The sequence below is a fragment of the Martelella lutilitoris genome (assembly GCF_005924265.1).
GTDB lineage: Bacteria > Pseudomonadota > Alphaproteobacteria > Rhizobiales > Rhizobiaceae > Martelella > Martelella lutilitoris.
Genome location: NZ_VCLB01000002.1, coordinates 51,585 through 74,485, shown reverse-complemented (window position 1 = coordinate 74,485; position 22,901 = coordinate 51,585). Strand labels below are relative to the sequence as shown.

Genomic DNA, 22,901 nt, shown 5'->3' with positions numbered 1-22,901 from the left:
GGCGCTTATTGCGATGGTCGAAAAAACAAGGCTTCGTAGTGCGAAAAGGAACACCTGTCGAGTGCAGACGTGTGGCTCTGCAGCAGCACGATCGGGAACAGCGACCGGAAGGAAAACACACGGAGCCACATGCGCCCCCTTGAATTCCATCCAAATTTAAATAATCTCTTCACATAAGAATGACACTCTCGCCTGAAGGAGGAGCAGGTTGTCAGAAATATCTCGCAGCCCGGCGCAAAGCTGGGCAGCGGCAGGGTCGCCGCGCCCAATCGTCATCATCGGCGGCGGCTCGATCGTCGCCGATGCCCATCTTCCCGCCTATCGCATGGCCGGCCTGCCGGTCGTCGGCCTGTTCGATCTCGATACCGAACGCACCGCCAAGGTTGCCGCCGAATGGGGCATCACGCCGTTCGCCAGCCTTGACGAGGCGATCGCGACGGAAAACGCCGTCTTCGACCTGGCGCTGCCGCCGGTCGCTCATCGAGGCGTGATCGAGAAGCTGCCCGAAGGGGCGCCTGCCCTTCTGCAAAAGCCGATGGGCCGCGACCTTGCCGAGGCGACCGCGATCCTGAAGGCTGCACGCGAGAAGAAGCTGACGGCCGCCGTCAATTTCCAGCTTCGCTTCTCGCCGATGATGCTGGCGATCCATGACCTCTACACAAGCGGCGCGCTGGGCGAAATCGTCGATGTCGAGCTCCACGCCAACATCATGACGCCCTGGCACCTTTGGCCGTTCCTGAAGGGCATGGAGCGCGTCGAGATCCTGCTGCACTCGATCCACTACCTGGACCTGATGCGCCATTTCCTCGGCGATCCGCGCGGCATCCACGCAAAAACGCTCGGCCATCCGGAGACGACCGTTTCGCAGTCGCGCACGTCGGCGATCCTTGACTATCCCGAGCCCGTGCGCGCGGTCATGTCGGTCAATCACAACCATGATTTCGGTCCGAAATTCCAGGATTGCTATTTCCGTTTCGAGGGCACCAAGGGGGTCGCCATCACCACGCTTGGCGTTAATCTCGATTACCCCAAGGGCGTTCCGGACGAACTCTGGTTCTGCGAAAAGGGCGGCGACTGGGAAGAGATCCCGCTATCCGGCACCTGGTTCCCCCACGCCTTCATCGGCGTGATGAACAATCTCCAGCGTTTTATCGCCGGTGAGGACGACACCCTTCTGACAAGCGTCGAGGACGCCTGGAACACCATGGCGCTGGTCGAGGCCGCTTATGAGAGCAGCGCCCGGCCGGCGACCCCGATCAAGGAAAAACCATGACCGCAGACAAGACTGACCTGCCGCTTTCGGGCGTGCTGGTTCTCGACATGTGCCAGTTTCTCTCCGGCCCCTATTGTTCGCTGCGCCTGCAGGATCTCGGCGCGCGGGTCATCAAGATCGAGCGGCCCGGCCTCGGCGACCTTTCCCGCCGGCTTTACCTGTCCGACACCGAGATCGGCGGCGATTCGACCATATTCCACGCGATCAACCGCTCCAAGGAAAGCCTGGCGCTGGACATGAAGGACCCGAACGACCTTGCCGCGCTGAAAAGGCTGATCGGCAAGGCGGATGTGGTGCTGCAGAACTTCCGTCCGGGCGTGATCAAGCGGATCGGGCTCGATTACGAGACGCTGAAGAAGGACTTTCCCGGCCTCGTCTATGGTTCGATCACCGGCTATGGCGATGAAGGCCCCTGGGTCAGCCGACCGGGCCAGGACCTTCTCGCGCAGGCGCGCTCCGGCGTGATGTGGCTGAACGGCGACGCCGACCAGGGTCCTGTGCCCTTCGGCCTCGCCATTGCCGATATGCTGGCGGGCGCGGCACTGGCGCAGGGCGTTCTCGCGGCGCTGGTGAGGCAGGGCCGCACCGGAAAGGGCGCGCATGTGGAAACGAGCCTGCTGGAGGCGATGATCGACTTCCAGTTCGAGGTGCTGACCACGCATCTGAATGATGGCGAGCGGCCGCCGAAGCGCTCGTCCTTCCGCTCCGCCCATGCCTATCTCTCCGCCCCCTACGGCGTCTATCAGACCGCCGACGGCTGGCTGACGCTTGCGATGATGCCGATCGACCAGCTCGCCGATGTGCTGAAGCTCGAAGATCTGGCGCCCTATCGCGGCAAGCCTGACCTCTGGTTTACCGCGCGCGACGACATCAAGCGCATCATCGCCAGGCATCTTGCCACCGAGACCACGGATCACTGGCTCTCCATTCTGGAACCGGCCGATGTCTGGTGCGCCAGGGTGCTCGATTGGCCGGAGTTGATGCACCATGCCGGCTTCAAGGTGCTCGACATGCTGCAGACGGTGACGCGCGAGGACGGGGTTTCGATCCGCACCACGCGCTCGCCGCTGAGGGTCGACGGCAAACGCATGCAGACCGACCGCGCTGCACCGAAGATCGGCGAGCAGACGGCAGCAATTCGGGCGGAGTTCGGCCTGTGACGATCAGACTGAAAGGCATGACCTGGAGCCATCCGCGCGGCTACGACCCGATGGTGGCAAGCGCTGCCGAATGGCGGAGGAAGACCGGCGTTGCAATCGAATGGGACAAGCGCAACCTGCAGGATTTCGAGAGCTTTCCGGTCGAGGAACTGGCGCGGCAATATGACATGATCGTCATCGATCATCCGCATGTGGGCCAGATCACGGCGGAGAACTGCCTTGCGCCGCTTGATGTCCCCGGGCGCGGGGATGAACGGGAGGCGATTGCAAGAGGCTCCGTCGGCGCGTCCTATCCGAGCTATCACTATCACGGCCATCAATGGGCCTTCCCTCTGGATGCCGCTGCCCAGGTGATGGCCTACCGGGCGGACCTGATTTCGGCGCTGCCGCAAGACTGGGAAAGCCTGATCGCGCTTGCCTGCGAGGGCCGCGTCGTGCTGCCGCTGCGCCCGCCGCACAATCTGATGACCTTTTACACGCTCGCCGCCAATACCGGCAGGCCCTGCCAGACGGAACACCCCGGCCCGCTGATCGGCGTCGATGATGGCATCGCCGTCTATGAAAAACTCGCCGAACTGGCCAGCATGGTCCCTGCGGAAAATTTTGCCATGGACCCGATCGCCGTGCTTGAGGCACTCGCGGAACCCGAGCCGAAGGCCGCTCTTTCGCCCTATATCTACGGCTATGTGAACTACGCCATCGACGGCTTCCGCCCGCACCGGCTGACCTTCACAGACATTCCGGCGCTTGGCGATAACGGCCCCTGCGGTTCCGCACTGGGCGGCACCGGCATTGCCGTCTCGGCGTTTTCCGAAAACAGGCAAGCCGCCATCGACTACGCCTATTGGGTGGCAGGCGGCACGGTGCAGTCGGGGCTTTATCCCAAGGCCGGCGGCCAGCCCGGCCATGACGCCGGCTGGACCGACGATGCCGTCAACGCGAAGACCCACGACTTCTACCGCAACACGCGGCAAACGCTGGAGACATCGTTCCTGCGCCCGCGCCATAACGGCTACATGCGCTTTCAGGCAGAAGCCTCCGATGCGCTCAACGAGGCGCTCAGAGACGGGGTCGCCGCCCATGCGGCCATCGCGCGGTTCAACACACTGTTTGAGGAGAGTTTCTGATGGAGCGGCCACGCCATTTCGAGGATATCAAGGTCGGCGAGGAGCGCCGCACCTGTGGAAGGACGATCACGGAGACCGATTTCGTCGTCCACGCGGGTCATACGGGCGATTTCTTTCCCCACCACATGGATGCGGAATTCATGAAGGATCATCCCTTCGGCCAGCGCATCGCCCATGGCACCATGACCTTCGCCATTGGCATCGGGCTGTCGGCGTCCGAGATCAACCCCCTCTCCTTCACCTATGGCTATGAGCGGCTGCGCTTTCCAAAGCCCGTCTTCATCGGCGATACGATCCACACAGTCCTGACGATCACGCGCTGCGAGGACGATCCGAAACGGCCGGGCCATGGCCGGGTGATCGAGGAGGTCCGGGTCTGGAACCAGCGGCAGGAAGTGGTGATGGCCTGCGACCATGTCTATCTGGTGGAAAGGCGCGGCAAGTAATACCAGGGATCAGAGCGGGCCGCCGCGTTCCTGCACGAGCTTGCGCAGGCGGCGGAAGACATCCGGACTCTGGCGCAGCCCGTCATGCTCGTATTCGTTCGTGACCCAGGCCTGGCAATTGCCGAGACGGCCGGCCGTCTCCAGCGAAAGCCCGGCGTCGACATACATGTCGTCGTGGTAGACGGCAGCGGCAACCGGAATGTCATTGGCAAAGAGCCGGGTCGCGTCATAAAGCGGCGGATAGTCGGTCCGCGCGGCAAGCGCTTCCGCCGCATCCCGAAACGGACGCAGCGACCGGATTTCCTCGAACATCCACGGATAGACCATTTCGCCGGTCATCATCAGCGGTCGCTGATCGGGATGGAAGCGGGGAAACTCGGCCCGGATGCGTTCGGCGGCCCAGTTCGTCGGGGCGCTCCCCTGCCCGTAAATGCTTTCCTGCAGAACGGCGTAGAGCGGATTGGCATCGAAACCCGTCGCCGCCATGACGGAATAGAGGAAGCTGTCGGAGAGCCTCGTTTCATCGGGATCGGAAAAGGCTTCATCCATCAGCCAGTGAACGCTTTCGAAACCGGTCGCCCCGCCAAAGGCGAACCCCAGCGTCTGCAGCCGACGCACGGTCAGCCGGTCGCCGTCCGGCAGGCGGACGTCATTGGCTTTGATGTGATCGGCGATGCGCGAGAACAGGCCTGAATCATGGGGATAGCGCTTGTGATAGTGCCGGTTCTTGGCAAGAACGCGCGGATAGGTGCGGCGATAGACCTCGTCCGCCGAGGCAGAAAGGCCGGAAAGACCGCCGGTCACATAGCAGGCGGAAAGCCCCTCCGGCGCCTGGGACAGATAGGTGAGCGTGATGAAGCCGCCGAAACTCTGGCCGAGCGTCTCCCATTTGCGATCGCCCATCAGGTTCTTGCGCACATGTTCGCAATCGGCAACGATGCTGTCGGCGCGAAAATGCATCAGATAGTCGGCCGCCGCCTCGCCGCTCTCAAAGCGCGCCATGGTTTCGGCCTCGATGCGGCTGCTGCGCCCTGTGCCGCGCTGGTCAATCAAAATAACGCGATGTGTCTTCAGCGCCTCGGCAAGCCAGGACGGCCCGCCGCCGATGGGCCGTGGCGACTTGCCGCCTGGCCCGCCCTGCAGGAAGGCGAGCGTCGGCAGGTCATCGCGCCGTTTCACCGGATCAACGATCTCGCGCACGAAAATCTGGATAAAAGCGCCGTCCGGTTTCGACCAGTCGAGCGGCACCGGCACCAGCATGTCCCGGATCATCATCCCGGGAATGATATATTGCTTCGGCATCATCGCGCGTCATCCTGACCTGTCAGATTGCTCGGCCTTTCAGCCATCTCCCGAGCCCTATCCGCTTTTGCGGCATACGAAAAGGGCAGGTCCGCAGAAACGCAGCGAAAGAAAGACAGGCCTGTTGCCGCACAGGTCCCGATGGACCGCGGGCGCCGGCGTGATGGCTGCCGTCTGAAATGTCGGCCTATGCCCGCGGACGACTGGTATTCGCGACCCTCGCCCTGAACGCGGAGGGCGAACACCCCATCCACCGCTGGAAGGCGCGGCTGAAATTCGCGTGCTCCTCGTAACCGAGCGCGAACGCGATCTGCGAGACGGAAAGGTCAGTCTCAGACAACAGCGTCTGAGCCCGCTTGCACCGGGCCGTCTCAAGAACTTCACGATAGGTATAACCCGTGATCCGCAGGCGACGCTGAAGGCCCTGAACGCCATAGCCGGCGATTTCGGCGGCGCCCTCTATATCGCTCTCGCCCGCCAGCAAACGCAAGGTCACGATGGCTGAGAATGAACGCGCCGGCTCCGGCGCGTCCTTGAGCAACACGTCATCCGTCACCGCCTTCAGCGTCAAAGGCCGCAACGAGATCGCAGCCATGGCAGGATGCGGTCGCGCGAGTTCTTCTTCGGAAAAGGGAATGGCAACGCCGCGCCGGCCGCACCGCAGTCCGGTCTGAAGCGCGGTCTCGATGCTCAAGGCGGCCTTGTCCCGCGGATAGCCGACCTCGATATAATCCGGCCTCCAGTCCGCGCCAAGATAAATCCGGGCAAAGGCCAGCATGGGAAAGATGATATGGTCTGAATATTGAACACTGTTTTCGCGGCCAAGCCGCGGCGTGACCCTCCAGAACCAACGATCGTGTTCCCGGCCGAATTCCATCTTTGAACCGAGCAACTGAGAGCCGACGGTTGCACATGCGCGTTGCAAGGCGCCCGCCAGGTCGCCCGCCTGACCGCTGTAGTCGGACCAATGCCCGTAGACCCTGTAGGACATGCGCCTGCCGACCGACAATCCGAAGGTCCGGTCGCCAAGCGTTCTGGCACCGTTCTCGAAAAGCGCGCTCATCAGACTGAGCGGGATCGGCATATCCTTGTGGTCGAGCACTTCAAGCGGAAGGCCGGCGTCCCGAAACGTCCTGATCAGACCGCGGTCGCCAGCGGCATCCTCGATCATGGCCGGCAACGGGCCGATCCCTCTCAAGCGCGCCAGCGCGACCGGGTTTCCACTTTTCGGCATCGGCTACTCCAAAGTGACGTCAAATGAAAAGCGACCTTTGTCAATTGGCGATAGTTTCAACAAGCACCAAGGGACGGGTGCGAACCGATCTAAACTGAACAAGTCCAGATGCCGATGACCATTCCGGCAGAAGGGATGCATTTGTTGGGGCTTTCGCAAGACATAGCAATTCCCGGCGTCAACCTCAACGCGCATATGACGGAAAAACAAGTTCAGGCAGGTGGGGGCGGATCAGTATCCGCTTCAGGGATCACACCGAATTCGGCCGCGCGCAAGCGCACTGTCCGACACGTCAGTCAATGAATTCACAATCATTCTAGCGACGCCCGGACCAAAGCCGGAGCAAGATGGAGGGACTATCCATGACACTGAGTTTCAAGCCTGGACGCCTGGCAAGGACGGGGGCCGTGATGGCTGCTGCCCTTTGCGCATCGGCGCTGACCGGGGTTAGCGCCCTGGCGCAGGACAGCGCTAGCACCAAGCCGTCCCAACCCAACATCATGTTCATCATGGCAGACGATGTCGGCTACATGCAGCCGGGCATCTACCACCGCGGACTGATGGTCGGCGAAACGCCGAATATCGACCGCATTGGCCATGAAGGCGCGATGTTCACCGATTATTACGCCGAGCAGAGCTGCACGGCTGGCCGCACCGCCTTCTTCACCGGCATGAACCCGGTGCGCGCAGGCATGCTGCTGCCGGAAATCCCGGGCTCTGAATCCTATCTGCGCAAGGGGACTCCGTCTCTGGCCCGCTTCCTGATGGATCTCGGCTATTCCACCGGCGAGTTCGGCAAGAACCATCTCGGCGACACGGCCGAATCCCTGCCGACCGCGCACGGTTTCGAAGAATATTGGGGCTATCTCTACCATCTGGACGCCATGCAGGCCGCCAGCTTCCCCGATATCAACTCGAGCCCGACCGAACAGGCGCTCGTTGCACCGTGCACCAACACCCCGGTTCCGGGTCTGTCCGATCCGCCCGGCGCCATTGATCCGTCCGACGGTCTGTGCATGACGCCGCCGCGTCCGATCATTTCCTGCAAATCCTCCGACGGTACCGAGGCGAACCAGAGCTGCACGGATGAAGGTCCGATGACACTGGAGCGTTCGGCATCGGTCGATGAGGAAATTTCGGCGAAGGTTGTCGACTTCCTCGACCGCAAGGACCCGGACAAGACCGGCAAGCCCTTCTTCGTCTGGTACAACCCCGCCCGCATGCATGTCACGACGGTTCTGTCGGACAAGTACAAGAACATGCTGGGCACCAGGGGCGGCAAGGACTGGGGCGTCAACGAAGCCGCGATGAAGCAGCTCGATGACAATATCGGTCTCGTGATGCAGAAGCTCGAAGACATGGGCGAGCTCGACAACACAATCCTGGTTTTCACCACCGATAACGGCGCGGAAACGATCACCTTCCCCGATGGCGGTGTCACACCGTTTGCCGCGGGCAAGCTGTCCACCTGGGAAGGTGGCATGCGCGTGCCGCTCGTGGTCCGCTGGCCCGGCCACATCGAACCTGGCACCGTCAACAACGACATCTTCGCAGCGCTTGACTGGTTGCCGACCCTGGTCGAAATCGCCGGCGGTCCGAAGGGCGACGATCTGAACAAGCAGATCCAGGCCGGCGAATATCCCGGCATCGTCAAGACCCGGCTCGACGGCGTGAACCAGTTCGGGGCCATGACCGGCAAGAACCCGCCGGTGCGCGATACCTTCTTCTACTATTCCGGCCAGACGCCTTCGGCGGTGCGCTACAAGAACTGGAAGATGTATTTCGCCATGGTCGATCAGGATCCGACCAAGACCTTCAATGGCGTCGAGCAGTACAGCTGGACCCAGGTGGTCAACATCAAGCGCGATCCCTTCGAGCAGTCGATCGGCTCGTTCACCAAGACGCTTACCGGTGTCGGTGGCGCACTCGGCGGCCCGCTGACAGCCTATATCTACGATTGGAACATGCTGCCGATCGGACAGGCTCTGTGGCTGCAGGAACTGGAAACCTACAAGGAATTCCCGCCGCTTCAAAACCCCGCCAGCTACAACCTCGACCAGGTCATGCAGCAGGTCAAATCCGCCAATCCGGCGCATGACTAAGCCAGACTGAGTGAGCCGGGCCGGTCCTTTCGGGGCCGGCCCGGTTGGCACATAAGCGACCTGGCGCCTGGGGGTCTGCCGGGCCTTATGCTGCCTGCATTATGCAAATCTGCACCCGCATACCATAACTGGAGGAATGAGATGAGCATTGTTGGCCCGATACGCGCGGCTCTGATTGCGCCGGTCTTCATGGCCGGTCTGCTGGTTCCTGCGATGGCGCAGGACACCGAACCGCTGCCCTCATGGAACGCAGGAGACACCAAGCAGGCCATTCTCGATTTCGTCGCAAGCGCGACGGACGAGACCGGCCCCAACTATGTCGCGCCCGCGGACCGGATCGCCGTTTTCGACAATGACGGCACGCTGTGGACCGAGCATCCCATGTATACCCAGCTTGCCTTCGCGCTCGACCGCGTCAAGGCGCTTGCGCCGCAGCATCCGGAATGGAAGACGACCGAGCCGTTCAAATCCGTGCTTGCCGGCGACATGAAGGGGCTCGAAAAAAGCGGCAAGAAGGGCGTGGTCGAACTGATTGCCGCGACCCATACCGGTATGAGCACGGCAGACTTCGAGCAAATCGTCGCCGATTGGTTCAAGACGGCAAAGCATCCGCGTTTCGACCGGCCCTATACCGAGCTCGCCTACCAGCCGATGCTGGAAGTGCTGGACTATTTGCGCGACAACGACTTCAAGACCTATATCGTCTCCGGCGGCGGCATCGAGTTCATGCGCGTCATCACCGAGGATGTCTACGGCATTCCGCCCGAGCAGGTGGTCGGTTCTTCGGTCAAGACCAAGTTCGAGATCATCGACGGCGAACCGCAACTCACCAGGCTTGCCGAACTTGCCTTCGACGATGACAAGGACGGCAAACCCGTCGGCATCAACGCCTTCATCGGCAAGCGCCCCGTCGCGGCCTTCGGCAATTCGGATGGCGACCGCCAGATGCTGGAATGGACCGCCGCTGGCCCTGCCGCCACATTGATGATGCTGGTCCATCACGATGACGGGACCCGCGAATATGCCTATGGGCCCGCAGGCGGCCTACCCGATTCTCCCTTTGGTCACATGTCGCAGTCGACCCTCGACGAGGCGGATGCCAGCGACTGGACCGTGATCAGCATGAAGAATGACTGGTCAACGATCTTCCCGTCCGCGGCGAAGTAACCCACCTTGGTCGCGGCGCGAATGCCGCGACCTTTTTTTGTGACTTTTATGGGTGCATTTACAATCCCACCCGAAACCCTGCTTACGGTTCCAGTTCGCTGTCCCAGTAGAGATAGTCGAGCCAGCTTTCGTGCAGATAGTTCGGCGGGAACAGGCGGCCGTTGTTGTGCAGGTCCTGCACCGTTGGCTGGAACGGCTTCTGGTGGGGGATCATGCCGGCCTGTTTGGGCAGGCGCGAACCCTTCTTCAGATTGCAGGGCGAACAGGCGGCGACCACGTTTTCCCAGGTGGTCTGTCCGCCGCGACAGCGCGGGATAACATGGTCAAAGGTCAGTTCGTCGCGGGTTCCGCAATACTGACACTGAAACCGGTCGCGCAGGAACACGTTGAAGCGGGTAAAGGCCGGATTGCGCGAAGGTTTTATGTAGGTTTTCAGGCAGACCACGCTCGGCAGGCGCATGGAAAAGCTGGGTGACGAAACGGCCTGATCATATTCGGCAATGATGTTCACGCGGTCAAGAAAGACAGCCTTGATCGCGTCCTGCCAGGACCACAGCGACAAGGGGTAATAGCTCAGGGGCCTGTAGTCGGCGTTCAGAACAAGCGCCGGCAAGGCCTGAGGCGAGACTGCAATCGTCAAGTTGCTCTCCTGATCGATTCGGCATCTTTCTCCTGTATATTAGGCTTGTTGTTACAGCATTGTGAAGCCTGATAAATCGAGGCGTCGAATGCAGTGGGTAAATGACAGGTAATTCTTTATCCCACCGGAAGAACGTCTTTTTTCATGACGCGGGCGTAATAGGCCCAGAGGATTCGGGCCGCCACGGCGCGGCAGGGACGCCAGTCCTCGGCAAGCGTCCTCAGCGCGTCGATGTCGGGCCTGCGACCAAGCGAGAAGGCCTGCGCGGCAGCGGCGCGCAACGCCAGATCGCCGGCCGGAAAGATGTCGATATGTCCGGCGGAGAACATCAGATAGACCTCCGCCGTCCACGGCCCGATGCCGCGATGGACCGTGAGCGCGGCAATGGCCTCCTCGCTCGGCATGTCGGCAACGCGCGCAAGGTCGAGACGGCCGTCAAGGATGGCCAGAGCAATCGCCTCAAGGCTTGCCTGCTTGGCGCGGGTGAGGCCGAGGCCCGCGCGCGTTTCGGGTAAGAGCGTAAGAAAGGTCTCCGGCGTCAGCGGATGACAGGCCGCCTTGATACGGGCAAAAATGGAAGCTGCCGCCTGTTTGGAAATCAGCTGACCGGTGACCACCTCCGCAAGCCCCTCGAAACCGCCGGGCCGCAGCCTGAGCGGGATTTCGCCGCTTTGTGCCGCGATGCTTGCCATTGCCGGCGCGCTTTCGCATAACCGGACCACGGCGCGATCAAGATCGGCTCTGTTGCTGATGCGCTGCATCGGTCTTGTCCCTCCCGGCGAACAGTGAAAGCGAATGCCTCATCGCATGAACCAGAACCACGATCGACCCGTTTTCCGCTTTGCGCCGAGCCCGAACGGCCGCTTGCACCTGGGCCACGCGCTTTCCGCCCTCGAGAACGAGCGGCGCGCGAAAGCGGCAGGCGGCAGGCTGCTGCTGAGGATCGAGGATATCGACCGCGCCCGCTGCACGCCGGCTCTGGAGAAGGGCGTCATCGAAGACCTGCGCTGGCTTGGGATCGGCTTTGACGGGCCGGTCTTCCGCCAGTCCGAACATTTCGCCGATTACCAGAACATGCTGCAAATGCTGATCGACCGCAAGCTCGCCTATCCGGCCTTCATGACGCGCGGCGAGGTGAAACGGCTGGTCGGCGAGAGCGAGGCTTCCGGAAAAACCTGGCCGCGTGATCCCGATGGCGCGCCGCTTTATCCGGACCGCGATCGCCGACGTTCCCGGCAAGAGCGACAGGATCTTCTGGCCACGGGCATGCGCCATGCGTTCCGGCTCGATATGGAAGAGGCCCTCAACACGCTGGAAGCGCCGCTTTTCTGGATGGAGGAGACGGCGGACGGCATTGTCGAAGTACCGGCAAACCCTTCGGCCTGGGGCGATATCGTGCTGTCGCGCTCTGATGCGCCTTCGAGCTATCACCTTTCCGTCGTCACCGATGACGCCGCACAGGGCATAACCCATGTGGTGCGCGGCATGGACCTTTATCACGCCACCGCCGTCCACCGGTTGCTGCAGGCGCTTCTCGGCCTGCCTGCCCCGATCTACCACCATCACCGGCTGATGCTGGATGAGGACGGCCGCAAGCTTTCGAAATCGAACGGCGACACCGCGCTTTCCGAACTGCGCGCAAACGGCGCCTCACCCGCTGCCATTAGGGTCATGTGCGGTTTCTGAATGCCTTGCCTTGCGGGCGTGATGGCGACTCCATGGCGCGTGCTTGATGACCTTGTATTTCAAGAGCGCCGCATTCACCTCCGCGCCCAAGAGCAGGATCACGCCGATCGAATAGAGGAAGACCAGCAGGATCATCGGCGTCGCGAGACCGGCATAGGTGGCGCTGTACTGGGCGAAGGTGCCGAGATAGTAGGCGAAGCCGGACGCGAAGACCGACCAGACGACCAGCGTCAGGATGACGCCGGGCAGCACATCGACAAGCCGCCTTCTGCCGGCCGCCAGAAAGAGGTGCGCGATCACCAGGCCGAACATCAAGAGCAGGAATGTGCCGAGCAGGCGAGCGTTGGAAAGAAGGTTGAGCGCGTCCTCGAGCCAGGGGAACCAGCGCTCGGCGAAATGCAGCGCGATCGGCACCACCACGAACATGATGCTCAAGAATGCGAAGATGATCGACGCCAGAAACACGAAGCCGAGGCTCCTGATGCGCAGCCACCACCAGCTGCGCGTCTCCTCCACGCGATAGGCGCGGTTGAGCGACAGGCGGACCGCCTCGACGCCGTTCGAGGCGAAATAGGCCGCCGCCAGAACCGAGACCGTCAGAAGCCCGCCGCGCGGCACCGTCAGCACCTCGCGGATCTGGTTCGACACCGGCTCTGCAATCGCCTCCGGCCAGGCGCCGACGATGAAGTTGATGGCCACATTGGCAAATTCGTCGGCGCCGAGAAAGCCGGCAAGCGTCGTGCCGAAGATCAGGAAGGGAAACAGCGCCAGCAGCGTGGACAGCGCCACATGGCTTGCCATTGCCCACCCGTCATCCTCGCTGAAGTGATAGAGCGCATCATAGGCAACCTTCCACGTCATCCGGATCGCTGTCTTCATTCTGGCTCCCAATGGCGGTTCAACTGCATTTGTGGCGCTCTTGGCTTCCTTATATAGGATGATGAAGGGCATCATGTACCGGAGAGTGTCAATTGACTGAAGAATCCACGATAATCGTCACCGGCTGTTCCAGCGGCATCGGCGCCTATTGCGCCCGCGCGCTGGCGAAAGACGGCTGGCGCGTTTTCGCCACCGCAAGGCGCGCAGAGGATCTGGCGGCGCTTGAGGCCGATGGTCTGGAGGCGCTCTATCTCGACTACACCGACGAGGCCTCGATTGCCGCCCTTGTCGAGGCCGTGCTTGAACGCACCGGCGGCAGGCTCGACGCGCTGTTCAACAACGGCGCCTACGGCCAGACCGGCGCGGTGGAAGATGTTTCAACCGATGTGCTGCGCGCCCAGTTCGAGGCAAATGTCTTCGGCTGGCACGCGCTTACGCGCCGCATCGTGCCGGTGATGCGCAGGCAGGGACATGGCCGCATCGTGCAATGCTCCTCCATCCTCGGCCTCTTGCCCTATCGCTATCGCGGACCCTATTCCGCGTCCAAATACGCGCTCGAAGCCCTCTCGCTCACCTTGCGCATGGAGCTTGAGGGCAGCGGCATTTTCGTCAGCCTGATCGAGCCGGGGCCGATCGCCTCGCAATTCACCGCCAACGCGCTGAAGCATATCAGGGCCAGCATCGACATCGAAGGCTCGGTCCATGCCGAGGACTATCGCAAGCAACTGGCCCGGCTGGACGGTTCCGGCCCGCCCAACCGGCACAAGCTGGAACCGGACGCGGTGCATGCCGTTTTGCTAAAGGCGCTGACGGCGAAGCGGCCGAAACCGCATTACCTCGTGACCACGCCCGCCAGACAGGGCGCTTTCCTGAAACGGGTCATGCCGGCCGACTGGTTCTACCGCCTGATGGGGCGCATGAGCTAAAGGAGGCCGACGCAATGCATGGAATCTCCGTGATCCGGGCCGACATCACGCGGCTGGAAGTCGACGCCGTCGTCAACGCCGCCAACAGCACGCTTCTGGGCGGCGGCGGTGTCGACGGCGCCATTCACCGCGCGGCCGGCCCCGGTCTTCTTGCCGAATGCCGCAGCCTCGGCGGATGCCCCACCGGAGAAGCGCGCATTACCGGCGGTCACGGTCTGCCCGCCCGCCATGTCATCCACACGGTTGGACCCGTCTGGCGCGATGGCACGAACGGAGAGGCCGCACTGCTGGAAAGCTGCTACCGAAACGCGCTGCGGCTTGCCATCGAGCACGACTGTCGTACGATCGCATTCCCGGCGATCTCGACCGGCATATACGGTTTTCCCGCCGACAGGGCGGCCGCGATCGCCGCGAGCACGATCGCCGAAACGGTCGCCGAACATACCGTCATCGAGGCGGTTTATCTGGTCGCTTTCGATCAGGGTACAGAAACGCAGCTGAAGAAGGCCGTTGCCGCCCTTTGAACCGTTTGAACGCAGTTTGCCAAGTGTCAGGCCCTTGCATGCACGGTGAATTTGTCGTCTGATGCGCCCTCCCCGCCAGGCAGGGAACAATGGAGGAGAACCATGTCCAGCTTTTTCATATTCGTGACAATCATTGCGATGATGCTGGTCGTGTTCTTTCTCGTGCGCGGCCTCATCAACATGATGAAGGGCGGCAGCGGCGAATTCTCCAACAAGATGATGCAAGGCCGCATCGCCTTCCAGGCAATCGCCATCGTCCTCATCATGTTCACCCTCTGGCTCATCCAGTCCGGACACTGATTTCAAGAACAGCATGGTCAAACTCAACAGGATTTATACCCGCACCGGCGACGGCGGCACGACCGGACTTGCGAGCGGCCCGCGTCGCAGGAAGTCCGACGCAAGGCTTGTCGCCATCGGCGATGTGGACGAAACCAATGCGGCGCTCGGCCTTGTGCGGCTCGAGGCGAAAGACGGCAACCCGCTGGCCGAGGCGTTGAAGCGCATCCAGAACGACCTCTTCGATCTCGGAGCCGATCTGGCCACGCCCGAGACCGGCGAGGCGCTCTCCTACGAACCGCTGAGGATCGTCGATGCCCAGGTCGCGTGGCTTGAAGCCGAGATCGACCGGCTGAACGCGCGCCTTGCGCCGCTCACCTCCTTCGTGTTGCCCGGCGGCAGCCGGCTCGCAAGCGGCCTGCATATGGCCCGCACCGTCTGCCGCAGGGCCGAACGCGCCATCGTGGCGCTGGGCGAGCGCGAAGCGGTCGGCGCTCCTGCCCTTTCCTATATCAACCGGCTTTCCGACTATCTCTTCGTTGCCGCCCGCCATGCCAATGATGACGGCGGCGCGGACATTTTGTGGGAGCCCGGCAAGAACCGCTGAATTGCTGAAAAATGCCCGGGATTGGGCAATGATTCTTTGTCAAAGCAGGCAAATGAAATTATTCATGTCGCCCATTGGCAAGCGAGCGCGGTCGAAAGTCCGCAATCTCACCCCACGCCGGAACGCTATTTCCGGCCCTTGAAGTCTCGATTAAGGCCATTCGGCCCTGATCCAGGAGGAAAAAGATGAAGGTTCTGGTCCCGGTAAAGCGGGTTGTCGATTACAACGTCAAGATACGCGTGAAGCCCGATGGCTCCGGCGTTGAACTCGCCAATGTGAAAATGTCGATGAACCCGTTCGACGAGATCGCGGTGGAAGAGGCGCTCCGCCTGAAGGAAGCGGGCATTGCCACGGAAGTGGTTGCCGTCTCCATCGGCCCGGCCAAGGCCGAGGAAACCATCCGGACCGCCCTTGCCATGGGCGCCGATCGCGGCATCCTGATTGCCACCGACGAGACCGTCGAGCCGCTTGCCGTCGCCAAGCTCCTGAAACAGGTGGCCGAGGCGGAAGAGCCCGGCCTCGTCATTCTCGGCAAACAGGCGATTGACGATGACAGCAACCAGACCGGCCAGATGCTTTCCGCCCTTCTTGGCTGGGGCCAGGCAACCTACGCCTCCAAGCTCGAAGTCGGCGACGGCGAAGCGACCGTGACCCGCGAGATCGACGGCGGCCTGCAGACCATCACCGTCAAGCTGCCGGCGATTGTCACCACGGATCTGCGCCTGAACGAACCGCGCTACGCCTCGCTGCCGAACATCATGAAGGCGAAGAAAAAGCCGGTCGACAAGAAGACCCCGGCTGATTTCGGCGTCGACATTGCCCGCCGTCTGGAGGTGCTGAAGACCGAGGAGCCGGAAGCCCGCAAGGCCGGCATCAAGGTGGCGAATGCCGCCGAACTGGTCGACAAGCTGAAGAACGAAGCCGGCTTGCTGTAGGGAGAAACCACCATGACCATTCTTCTCATCGCAGAACACGACGGAGCGACCGTCTCCGAACAGACCGCCAAGGCCGCAACGGCCGCTGCCGCGATCGGCGGCGACATCCATGTCCTGGTCGCCGGCAAGGGCTGCACGGCAGCCGCCGAAGCGGCCGGGAAGATCGACGGCGTTTCCAAGGTGCTGGTTTCGGAAAGCGATGCGCTGGCCGAAAGCCTCGCCGAACCGCTCTCCGCCACCATCCTTGCTCTTGCCGACGGCTATGACGTGATCATGGCGGCCGCCACCACCACCGGCAAGAACGTGCTGCCGCGCGTCGCCGCTCTTCTGGACGTGATGCAGGTTTCCGAGATCATCGAGGTGGTTGCGCCGGACACGTTCAAGCGTCCGACCTATGCCGGAAACGCGATCGAGACGGTGAAATCGCTCGACGCCAAGAAGGTGATCTCCGTGCGCACCGCCGGCTTTGCCGCTGCCGGCATGAACGGCTCTGCGCCGGTGGAGACCGTCAGCGCGGCGGAAGACCCCGGCCTGTCCTCGTTCGTGAAGAACGAGATCGCCAAGTCCGAGCGTCCGGAACTCACCTCGGCGAAGATCATCATCTCCGGCGGCCGCGCGCTCGGCTCGTCGGAGAAATTCCGGGAGGTGATCCTTCCCGTCGCCGACAAGCTGGGCGCCGCCGTCGGCGCCTCGCGCGCGGCCGTTGACGCCGGTTACGCGCCGAATGACTGGCAGGTTGGCCAGACCGGCAAGGTCGTCGCGCCCGAGCTCTACATCGCCTGCGGCATTTCCGGCGCCATCCAGCATCTGGCGGGGATGAAGGATTCCAAGGTCATCGTCGCCATCAACAAGGACGAGGAAGCGCCGATCTTCCAGGTGGCCGATTACGGCCTTGTCGGCGACCTGTTCGAGATCCTGCCCGAGCTCGAAAAGGCGCTCTGATCTGTTTCGCGCCGGTCTTTCAAAAGACCGGCGCGACAAAGGGAAAAACATGCCCCAGACCCGACTGAGCGTTCAGACCCGCGGACAGGGCCTTTATGAATTCACCGACGAGGCCTGCCGCTTCGTGCGCGCCAACACCGACGATGACGGGCTTTTGACCGTCTTCGTGCGCCATACGTCCTGCTCGCTGCTGATCCAGGAAAATGCCGACCCCGACGTCAAGCGTGATCTTTCGGAATATTTCGCAAGGCTGGTGCCGCGCACGGATGACCCGGCAATGGACTATCTCGTCCACCGGCTGGAAGGGCCGGACGACATGCCGGCCCATATCAAGACGGCGCTGACGCAGGTTTCGCTTTCAATTCCCGTTTCGGATGGCAGACCGGTGCTCGGAACCTGGCAAGGCATTTACCTGTTCGAGCACCGCGACCGCCCGCATCGCCGCGAAATCGTGCTGCACCTGTCGTCGTGAGGCCTATTCCTGTTCGATCGCCAGCGTCATGTTGACCGTGATCGTGTAGGTGTTCTCGCCGGCGGCGATCGGCGGCGCGCCCTCGGCCTTGGCCATCATCATGTCGGAGCGGGCGAACATGACCGGGGACGGCATGGAGCTTTGTTCGGAGATGGAGAGCACATCGCCGAGCGAGACGCCGGCGGCCTCGGCAAGGGTCTCGGCCTTGGCGAGCGCATTGGCCACCGCCTCGCGTCGCGCCTCGTCCTCGGCGGCAGACGGATCGCTGTTGGACAGAGAGATGCCGCCGCCGGAATTGACCCCGAGCTGGACGGCCCGGTCAAGAACGGCGCCGAGCTTGGCAAGATCGCGCACCTTCACGCTCAGCGCATTGCGAACCTCATAGCCGACGATCTCGCTCTGCATCGAGCCGTCGGAGGCCTTGACCTGCTGGTAGCGCGGGCTGACGGAGAAATTGGCGGTCTGGATATCCTTTTCCGCGATCCCGTCTTCCTTCAGGGCGGCGATCACCTTCTGCATGGCGCCGGCATTGTCGGCCATGGCGGTGGACGTGTCATCGGCGTCGGTGACGACGGCGAGCGAGACGGTCGCCATGTCGGGCACCAGATTGGCGTCGCCCTCCGCCGAGACCGAGATCGTCGCCGGGGCAGACTGGGCAAGCGCTGCCCCACCGGCAAGCGGAAGCGCGAGAAGAAGCCCGGCGGCGGCGATGCGAACCGGAAGATTGGCCATGAGAAATCCTTCCTTGAGAAAAAGCCTTGGCATATTCTTGTCCGGCAATTGTGAAGTCAATGCGGCAGGCTCGACGGCAGGCCCGGCGAGACTTGCCGTGGTTTTGAATTTGGGGTAGTCGGAAGAACCGCGCCCGGAGCCATTGCCGACGCGGCTCCGGTCAGACCATCTGATGGCCGGACGGGCCTGTAGCTCAATGGTTAGAGCCGGCGGCTCATAACCGCTTGGTTGGGGGTTCGAGTCCCTCCAGGCCCACCAAAAATTCTGATTTTGTGTTTCATTTCAGCACCTTACTGTTATTTTTGGCGAACCTTGACTGAAGGTTCACCACAGTTTGTTCCCGGTTCGGTCGAGAAATCAGCTTCTCGAAAGCCGAGTCAGCTAAGCCCTCGCGCATCGCTGCATCGGTATACCGTTGCACTTCGGCTAGTGTTTTGTGTCCGGTAACGGACATGATTTCATGGGCGCTCGCTCCGGCCTCAGCGAGTCGTCGAGCGCAAGCCTTGCGAAGTCCGTGCGCCGAACAGGCATCAAGTCCCGCCTTGTCGCACCACTGGCGCATTTTATTGCCCAAACCCTCAGCCGATCTTGCCTTTCTATATGCCGTGGCAAGGAATGGTCTGTCGTCAGCGCTTGCGGAAAGCACCTCTGCCAAGTCTGGATGAAGCGGAATGGAAATCAGAACACCATTGCTCTTGAGGGTCTTCTGGCGGCGATATTCGAAACGCGGTCCATCGGCGGATTGTTTGAGGTTCCATGGGCCAAGCTTCACCGCATCCACGCGGGCGGCTCCTGTGTAGAGCATCAGCGTGACCGCCGTATGCGCCATGGTTCCCGGCTCATACACTTGGAAGAACCGGGCTATCTCGCCCTCATCCCATGTATGGAAACCCGAACCATCCAGCTTGTAGGGTTTGACCAGCCGCGCGGGATTGGTTGAAATCCAGTCAAGGGCAATAGCATGGTCCAAGAGCTGCATGAGGCGCTTCCGCAAGTTGTTTGCAGCTGCCGGAGTATCCGCCTTCTCTGCCAGGATTTTCATGACGTGGCGCCGTTCAAGCTGATTCACAGGCTTGTCGCCGTGCTTCATGCGAAAAGGCTCTATGTGTCCGCGATAGGTGCGCTTGGTGCTATCAGAAAGCGCCTTCCATACAGGGGACTTGTAGAACGAAACAACAAGGTCGTTCACGCTGCCGGGAATGGTGCGATCAATGCCGACAGGGCGACGGATTGACTTCACCGCCGCCTCATAACGTTCTACAAAATCATCCGACCCATATTCAGTGCCGAGTTCGACCGAGCGGCCACCCTTCCTGTACCGCCACCGCCTTTTCCCGTGACGGTCAAAGTAGGGTGTTGCGCCCGGAAATTTCTTTCTCAGGGGCTTCATTCTTCGTCCCATGGGTTCGTTGCCTTCTCGGTCGCCTTATCGGGAATGATGACAACATGCCCCGTCCGTGGATCGACCTCAATCCGGCCAATCTCCACACCAGCGCCAACAACGCCTTTCAATAGACGCGTCAGTTCTGCCTGCTTGATTGGTAAAGCCCGGTTTGCCATTAGCCTTCTCCACCTTCCCCACGGTTGCCGAGCGTGGTCATGTTGAGCGGCGAGAGGTATTCGCTGCCGCCTTCGATTTCGGACATGTTTTCCAGCCCGCGGATTTCGTTCGGAGAAAGCCAGCCCCATTCCCGGCCCACGCGGTAAGCCTCATAACGGGCCTTCATGTCGCCGCGCAGCAACCCGGCAAGGTCATGCTCCACAAACAAAGCCTTGCGGCTTGTCGCTGTCAGGAAAGCCGCGTTCATCGCCTGTTCCAGCCTGCGCGCCAGCGGTGAGAGGCAGCGCACGACAAAAGCCCGGCTTTCCTGATCGATGTTGGAATAGGTCGCATTGTCGGTGATGCCGGCAACGGACGGCGGAACGTTGTAGACCCGGCAGATATCGAGGTTCGAAAGCTTCATGCGCTCGATAAATTCGGCATCCTTTGCAGACATGGACACCGCTTTGAAGTCAGCGCCGCCGTCGAGAACATGGACCCCGGACGTGGTGTTATTCGCTTCAAGCTTCTGGCGCAGCTTGTCGAGAACATCGACTTTCTTGTCCATCGGAAGCGGGTTCGGAAAGGTAAACAACCCCTCCATGCGAAAGCTCTTTGCCGCCTGTTTGGCGGCTGCGTCCTGCTGCGACAGGGAGAGGTTGAAGGCTTCGCGGGTGATCTGGATCGGGGAAAGCCCCATAACGCCGTCACGGCCAAGCCTGTAGCGTATATGCAGCATTTCTTCCTGAAGGTAGACCCGAACGCCCCGGCGTTCCGTGACGCGGTAGCGCAGGCGTCCGCTTTCAAGCTGTTCAACGGCCACCGCGCCGGGATCGAGCGGGTAAAGTGCCGTCACCTGTCCGCGATTGTTGCGGGCAATCCGGGCAAAGGCGTTGCCGTGGATCAGAAGCGCGGCAATCATGTATTCCCGTGCCTCGAAGGCCGTTTGAGTTTCATTGGCCTGATCATGCAGAACGCCATAAAGCGGGTGTTCGCTGGCGCGTTCACGTCCGCCATTGTCCGCGCGCCGGTAAAGGTTCAGCGGCATCGCTGCCAGCGTCTGGGTGATCACGGCTATGCAGGCATGGGCGACAGCCTGCCCGGAAGCGCGTTCGGGATCGACATAACCGCCGATGCCGCCGCGCAGGCCAAAGAATTCGCCAAGGTAGGGATCATCGCTCTTGATCGTGGCCGTGCGGGTTTCGCGTTTGAAAATGCTGGGAATAAGTTTCATTGGCCAAGCTCCAGAAGACGAAGCGAACGCGCTGTATAGGCTTTGAAACCGTTTCCGGACTGGCGAGCCCGTGCGTTGATCACCGTGCCGTCATAGGCGGGCCACGCCAGCACAACAGAGATTTCGAACAGATCCACGGCGCGCAGCTCCCGGCGGTTGCCGTCGCGGCCTTCATCCAGTGCGGCAAAGCCGAATGACATGCCGCCAAGGTCGCCGCGTTCGGCCAGCGCCAGCACATCGCGGCCCGCCTGCGTGTCGGGAATGTCGAGGTCGAAGGCAAGGCCGTGCGCGTCTTCTGACAAGCGCAAGGAACCGGAACGGGTGCGCGCCAGAACGCGGCCAGGATCGTGATCGACAAGGGCGAGAATATCCCCCTTCGAACGGATCGAGCCGGAGAAAGCCCCCGGCGCAATGGTTTCGCTGAATGCGCCGCCGATCATGGCGGGGTTGTTGAAGGTCGCGGCATAGCCTTCCAGCCTGCGCCCCTTGGCGCGGATTTCAGCGGCAAGGCCCCGCTTTTCGAAAGTGGTCATGCAAAGCTCTCCCGGTAAGGAGCAATCAGGCGGTCAACGGCCAGCGGCGTTTCGATCAGGTGCGCATCGGCGGTTGCTTCGCGGTTCATGTAGAAATGGCCGACAAGCATCAGCACGGCCATTGAAAGCGGTTCGGGCAGAGGATCGGCGTTCATATCAACGCCGATGGATGCCAGATGCGCGCTTGCCGCCGCGATGAAACGTTCAATCGCGGCTTCATCATCATCAAAATCAACGCTCAGATGCGTCTTCGCGGCAGCAAGCGTCACCATGATCAAACCTCCGCGAACGCGAAGGCTTCGCCGTGGCGAACGGTTACGTCGGCATCAAGGAAGGCATGCAGAAGCGCGCCGCCATTGCTGGCAACGTCGGGGTGATAGGGATTGATCAGGATATCGACCGCCGACCAGTACCCCATGTAGAGTTCGCCCCACTGGCCATAGATCAGTGCCGACTTGTCTTCATCGGCCCCAAGATCGGCGGGAACCTGTGTCGAGGCTTCCACCGGCTTGCCGTGGAACAGTTCGGCCATGGTGTAACCGTGGCCGTCGCCATCCTTAAGCTTGCGGCAAGCGTTCATGACACCGGGATTGGTCAGAAACGCCGTGGTGCCGGTCACGTCGTCCAGTTCGAGCGCGGCAATCAGGTCCGCCGTCAAGTTGGAAATCCTCGACAATGGCCCTGAAATACGCCCAGTTCGGCTTGTAGCTGGCACGATGCGCTTTGCCGCCATGACTGTCCTTCTCGATCAGGCCGAGTTCGTCCAGTTTCTCCGTCGCACGGATGACGGTTGAACGGTTCAAACCGAGCATGCGCGACAGCCGTTCAATACCCGGATCGCATTGCCCGTCCTTCTTGTTGAAGTGATCGAGGATCGCACCGGCAACGCGCCGTGAGGCTTCCGGCAGACCCGGAATAAGGTTCAGCGCCTTGTAGGCAAACAGGACGTCATTTTCTCGCAAGAGCGCCATGTCACACCCCCGCGTTTCGATGGGCGGACGCCTCGATTGCATCAGCCGCTTGAGCCTGATAAAAACGTTGTGCACTGTTTTCGGCATTCGTGCCGTTATTGTCGCCGCCCCGATAGCCGTCGCGGGCGGCGATTTCATTTGAACCGGCGTCAAACTGGTTCGCCAAGCCTGCATTTTTTCTAATGTTTTC

28 protein-coding genes and 1 tRNA gene are annotated in these 22,901 nt (G+C 61.6%); 15 read left to right on the top strand and 14 right to left on the bottom strand.

Annotation, left to right across the window (positions count from 1 at the left end):
- The first annotated feature begins 208 nt into the window (after positions 1 to 208).
- The 4 genes from FF124_RS03175 to FF124_RS03160 are packed head-to-tail and all read left to right on the top strand — an operon-like array spanning position 209 to position 4,006.
- Complete coding sequence (locus FF124_RS03175) at positions 209 to 1,273, top strand: Gfo/Idh/MocA family protein (protein ID WP_138747046.1); 1,065 nt, start codon at positions 209 to 211, stop codon at positions 1,271 to 1,273.
- Positions 1,270 to 2,433 (top strand): CaiB/BaiF CoA transferase family protein, encoded by a 1,164-nt coding sequence (locus FF124_RS03170; RefSeq protein ID WP_138747045.1) that lies wholly within the window; start codon positions 1,270 to 1,272, stop codon positions 2,431 to 2,433. Before FF124_RS03175 ends, FF124_RS03170 begins: the two co-directional genes overlap by 4 nt.
- A gap of 17 nt (positions 2,434 to 2,450) precedes the next feature.
- Positions 2,451 to 3,560, top strand: a complete 1,110-nt coding sequence (locus FF124_RS03165) for an ABC transporter substrate-binding protein (protein ID WP_138747393.1) — start codon at positions 2,451 to 2,453, stop codon at positions 3,558 to 3,560.
- Positions 3,560 to 4,006, top strand: a complete 447-nt coding sequence (locus tag FF124_RS03160; RefSeq protein WP_138747044.1) for a MaoC/PaaZ C-terminal domain-containing protein — start codon at positions 3,560 to 3,562, stop codon at positions 4,004 to 4,006. The genes FF124_RS03165 and FF124_RS03160 overlap by 1 nt, the downstream gene beginning before the upstream one ends.
- Positions 4,007 to 4,015: 9 nt before the next feature.
- On the opposite strand, the gene FF124_RS03155 is transcribed toward FF124_RS03160, so the two are convergent.
- Complete coding sequence (locus FF124_RS03155) at positions 4,016 to 5,308, bottom strand: alpha/beta fold hydrolase (RefSeq protein ID WP_138747392.1); 1,293 nt, start codon at positions 5,306 to 5,308, stop codon at positions 4,016 to 4,018.
- A 187-nt stretch (positions 5,309 to 5,495) separates the two neighbouring features.
- Complete coding sequence (locus FF124_RS03150) at positions 5,496 to 6,542, bottom strand: helix-turn-helix domain-containing protein (protein ID WP_138747043.1); 1,047 nt, start codon at positions 6,540 to 6,542, stop codon at positions 5,496 to 5,498.
- Positions 6,543 to 6,904: 362 nt separating this feature from the next.
- On the opposite strand from FF124_RS03150, the gene FF124_RS03140 reads away from it, so the two are divergent.
- Entirely contained in the window at positions 6,905 to 8,644 is a 1,740-nt protein-coding gene (locus FF124_RS03140) for an arylsulfatase (RefSeq protein ID WP_138747041.1), read from the top strand.
- Between the two features lie 141 nt (positions 8,645 to 8,785).
- The gene (locus tag FF124_RS03135; RefSeq protein WP_138747040.1) at positions 8,786 to 9,811 is read left to right on the top strand and encodes an HAD family hydrolase; all 1,026 of its coding nucleotides are present in this window, start codon (positions 8,786 to 8,788) and stop codon (positions 9,809 to 9,811) included.
- Between the two features lie 82 nt (positions 9,812 to 9,893).
- Here FF124_RS03135 and FF124_RS03130 read toward each other — a convergent pair whose 3' ends face one another.
- The gene (locus tag FF124_RS03130) at positions 9,894 to 10,451 is read right to left on the bottom strand and encodes an HNH endonuclease (RefSeq protein ID WP_024708466.1); all 558 of its coding nucleotides are present in this window, start codon (positions 10,449 to 10,451) and stop codon (positions 9,894 to 9,896) included.
- Positions 10,452 to 10,567: 116 nt separating this feature from the next.
- Entirely contained in the window at positions 10,568 to 11,212 is a 645-nt protein-coding gene (locus tag FF124_RS03125; RefSeq protein WP_138747039.1) for a DNA-3-methyladenine glycosylase family protein, read from the bottom strand.
- 34 nt (positions 11,213 to 11,246) lie between these two features.
- On the opposite strand from FF124_RS03125, the gene gluQRS reads away from it, so the two are divergent.
- A complete protein-coding gene (gene gluQRS, locus FF124_RS03120) occupies positions 11,247 to 12,137 on the top strand; it encodes a tRNA glutamyl-Q(34) synthetase GluQRS (protein WP_138747038.1) in 891 nt (296 codons plus the stop codon).
- Here gluQRS and FF124_RS03115 read toward each other — a convergent pair.
- Positions 12,102 to 13,016: a YihY/virulence factor BrkB family protein gene (locus tag FF124_RS03115; protein ID WP_138747037.1), complete on the bottom strand. Its 915-nt coding sequence runs from the start codon at positions 13,014 to 13,016 to the stop codon at positions 12,102 to 12,104. The genes gluQRS and FF124_RS03115 overlap by 36 nt on opposite strands.
- A gap of 92 nt (positions 13,017 to 13,108) precedes the next feature.
- On the opposite strand from FF124_RS03115, the gene FF124_RS03110 reads away from it, so the two are divergent.
- The 7 genes from FF124_RS03110 to FF124_RS03080 all read left to right on the top strand — a co-directional run bounded on the left by FF124_RS03110 (position 13,109) and on the right by FF124_RS03080 (position 17,701).
- Positions 13,109 to 13,942: an SDR family oxidoreductase gene (locus FF124_RS03110; RefSeq protein ID WP_138747036.1), complete on the top strand. Its 834-nt coding sequence runs from the start codon at positions 13,109 to 13,111 to the stop codon at positions 13,940 to 13,942.
- Between the two features lie 14 nt (positions 13,943 to 13,956).
- A complete protein-coding gene (locus tag FF124_RS03105; protein ID WP_138747035.1) occupies positions 13,957 to 14,466 on the top strand; it encodes an O-acetyl-ADP-ribose deacetylase in 510 nt (169 codons plus the stop codon).
- Positions 14,467 to 14,568: 102 nt separating this feature from the next.
- On the top strand, positions 14,569 to 14,766 hold the full coding sequence (locus FF124_RS03100) for a twin transmembrane helix small protein (RefSeq protein ID WP_024708460.1): 198 nt from the start codon (positions 14,569 to 14,571) through the stop codon (positions 14,764 to 14,766).
- A 13-nt stretch (positions 14,767 to 14,779) separates the two neighbouring features.
- Entirely contained in the window at positions 14,780 to 15,352 is a 573-nt protein-coding gene (locus FF124_RS03095; RefSeq protein ID WP_138747034.1) for a cob(I)yrinic acid a,c-diamide adenosyltransferase, read from the top strand.
- Positions 15,353 to 15,537: 185 nt separating this feature from the next.
- Positions 15,538 to 16,287, top strand: coding sequence for an electron transfer flavoprotein subunit beta/FixA family protein (locus tag FF124_RS03090; protein WP_138747033.1), 750 nt, complete (start codon positions 15,538 to 15,540; stop codon positions 16,285 to 16,287).
- A gap of 12 nt (positions 16,288 to 16,299) precedes the next feature.
- Positions 16,300 to 17,229, top strand: a complete 930-nt coding sequence (locus tag FF124_RS03085) for an electron transfer flavoprotein subunit alpha/FixB family protein (protein WP_138747032.1) — start codon at positions 16,300 to 16,302, stop codon at positions 17,227 to 17,229.
- A 49-nt stretch (positions 17,230 to 17,278) separates the two neighbouring features.
- Positions 17,279 to 17,701, top strand: a complete 423-nt coding sequence (locus tag FF124_RS03080; RefSeq protein ID WP_138747031.1) for a secondary thiamine-phosphate synthase enzyme YjbQ — start codon at positions 17,279 to 17,281, stop codon at positions 17,699 to 17,701.
- A gap of 3 nt (positions 17,702 to 17,704) precedes the next feature.
- Here FF124_RS03080 and FF124_RS03075 read toward each other — a convergent pair whose 3' ends face one another.
- On the bottom strand, positions 17,705 to 18,433 hold the full coding sequence (locus tag FF124_RS03075) for an SIMPL domain-containing protein (protein ID WP_187326792.1): 729 nt from the start codon (positions 18,431 to 18,433) through the stop codon (positions 17,705 to 17,707).
- Positions 18,434 to 18,615: 182 nt separating this feature from the next.
- Here FF124_RS03075 and FF124_RS03070 point away from each other — a divergent pair.
- Positions 18,616 to 18,691, top strand: a tRNA-Ile gene (locus tag FF124_RS03070).
- 19 nt (positions 18,692 to 18,710) lie between these two features.
- Here FF124_RS03070 and FF124_RS03065 read toward each other — a convergent pair.
- The 8 genes from FF124_RS03065 to FF124_RS20725 are packed head-to-tail and all read right to left on the bottom strand — an operon-like array spanning position 18,711 to position 22,877.
- Positions 18,711 to 19,823, bottom strand: a complete 1,113-nt coding sequence (locus FF124_RS03065) for a tyrosine-type recombinase/integrase (RefSeq protein WP_187326791.1) — start codon at positions 19,821 to 19,823, stop codon at positions 18,711 to 18,713.
- Positions 19,820 to 19,993: a hypothetical protein gene (locus FF124_RS20500; protein ID WP_187326790.1), complete on the bottom strand. Its 174-nt coding sequence runs from the start codon at positions 19,991 to 19,993 to the stop codon at positions 19,820 to 19,822. The genes FF124_RS03065 and FF124_RS20500 overlap by 4 nt, the downstream gene beginning before the upstream one ends.
- Entirely contained in the window at positions 19,993 to 21,207 is a 1,215-nt protein-coding gene (locus FF124_RS03060; protein WP_138747028.1) for a phage portal protein, read from the bottom strand. The genes FF124_RS20500 and FF124_RS03060 overlap by 1 nt, the downstream gene beginning before the upstream one ends.
- Positions 21,204 to 21,740, bottom strand: a complete 537-nt coding sequence (locus FF124_RS03055; RefSeq protein ID WP_138747027.1) for an HK97 family phage prohead protease — start codon at positions 21,738 to 21,740, stop codon at positions 21,204 to 21,206. Before FF124_RS03055 ends, FF124_RS03060 begins: the two co-directional genes overlap by 4 nt.
- A complete protein-coding gene (locus tag FF124_RS03050) occupies positions 21,737 to 22,012 on the bottom strand; it encodes a head-tail connector protein (RefSeq protein ID WP_138747026.1) in 276 nt (91 codons plus the stop codon). The genes FF124_RS03055 and FF124_RS03050 overlap by 4 nt, the downstream gene beginning before the upstream one ends.
- 2 nt (positions 22,013 to 22,014) lie before the next feature.
- Positions 22,015 to 22,398, bottom strand: coding sequence for a phage major capsid protein (locus tag FF124_RS03045; RefSeq protein ID WP_187326789.1), 384 nt, complete (start codon positions 22,396 to 22,398; stop codon positions 22,015 to 22,017).
- On the bottom strand, positions 22,298 to 22,711 hold the full coding sequence (locus FF124_RS20995; protein ID WP_425462505.1) for a helix-turn-helix domain-containing protein: 414 nt from the start codon (positions 22,709 to 22,711) through the stop codon (positions 22,298 to 22,300). Before FF124_RS20995 ends, FF124_RS03045 begins: the two co-directional genes overlap by 101 nt.
- Before the next feature lies 1 nt (position 22,712).
- On the bottom strand, positions 22,713 to 22,877 hold the full coding sequence (locus tag FF124_RS20725; protein ID WP_246072160.1) for a hypothetical protein: 165 nt from the start codon (positions 22,875 to 22,877) through the stop codon (positions 22,713 to 22,715).
- Positions 22,878 to 22,901 lie beyond the last annotated feature (24 nt).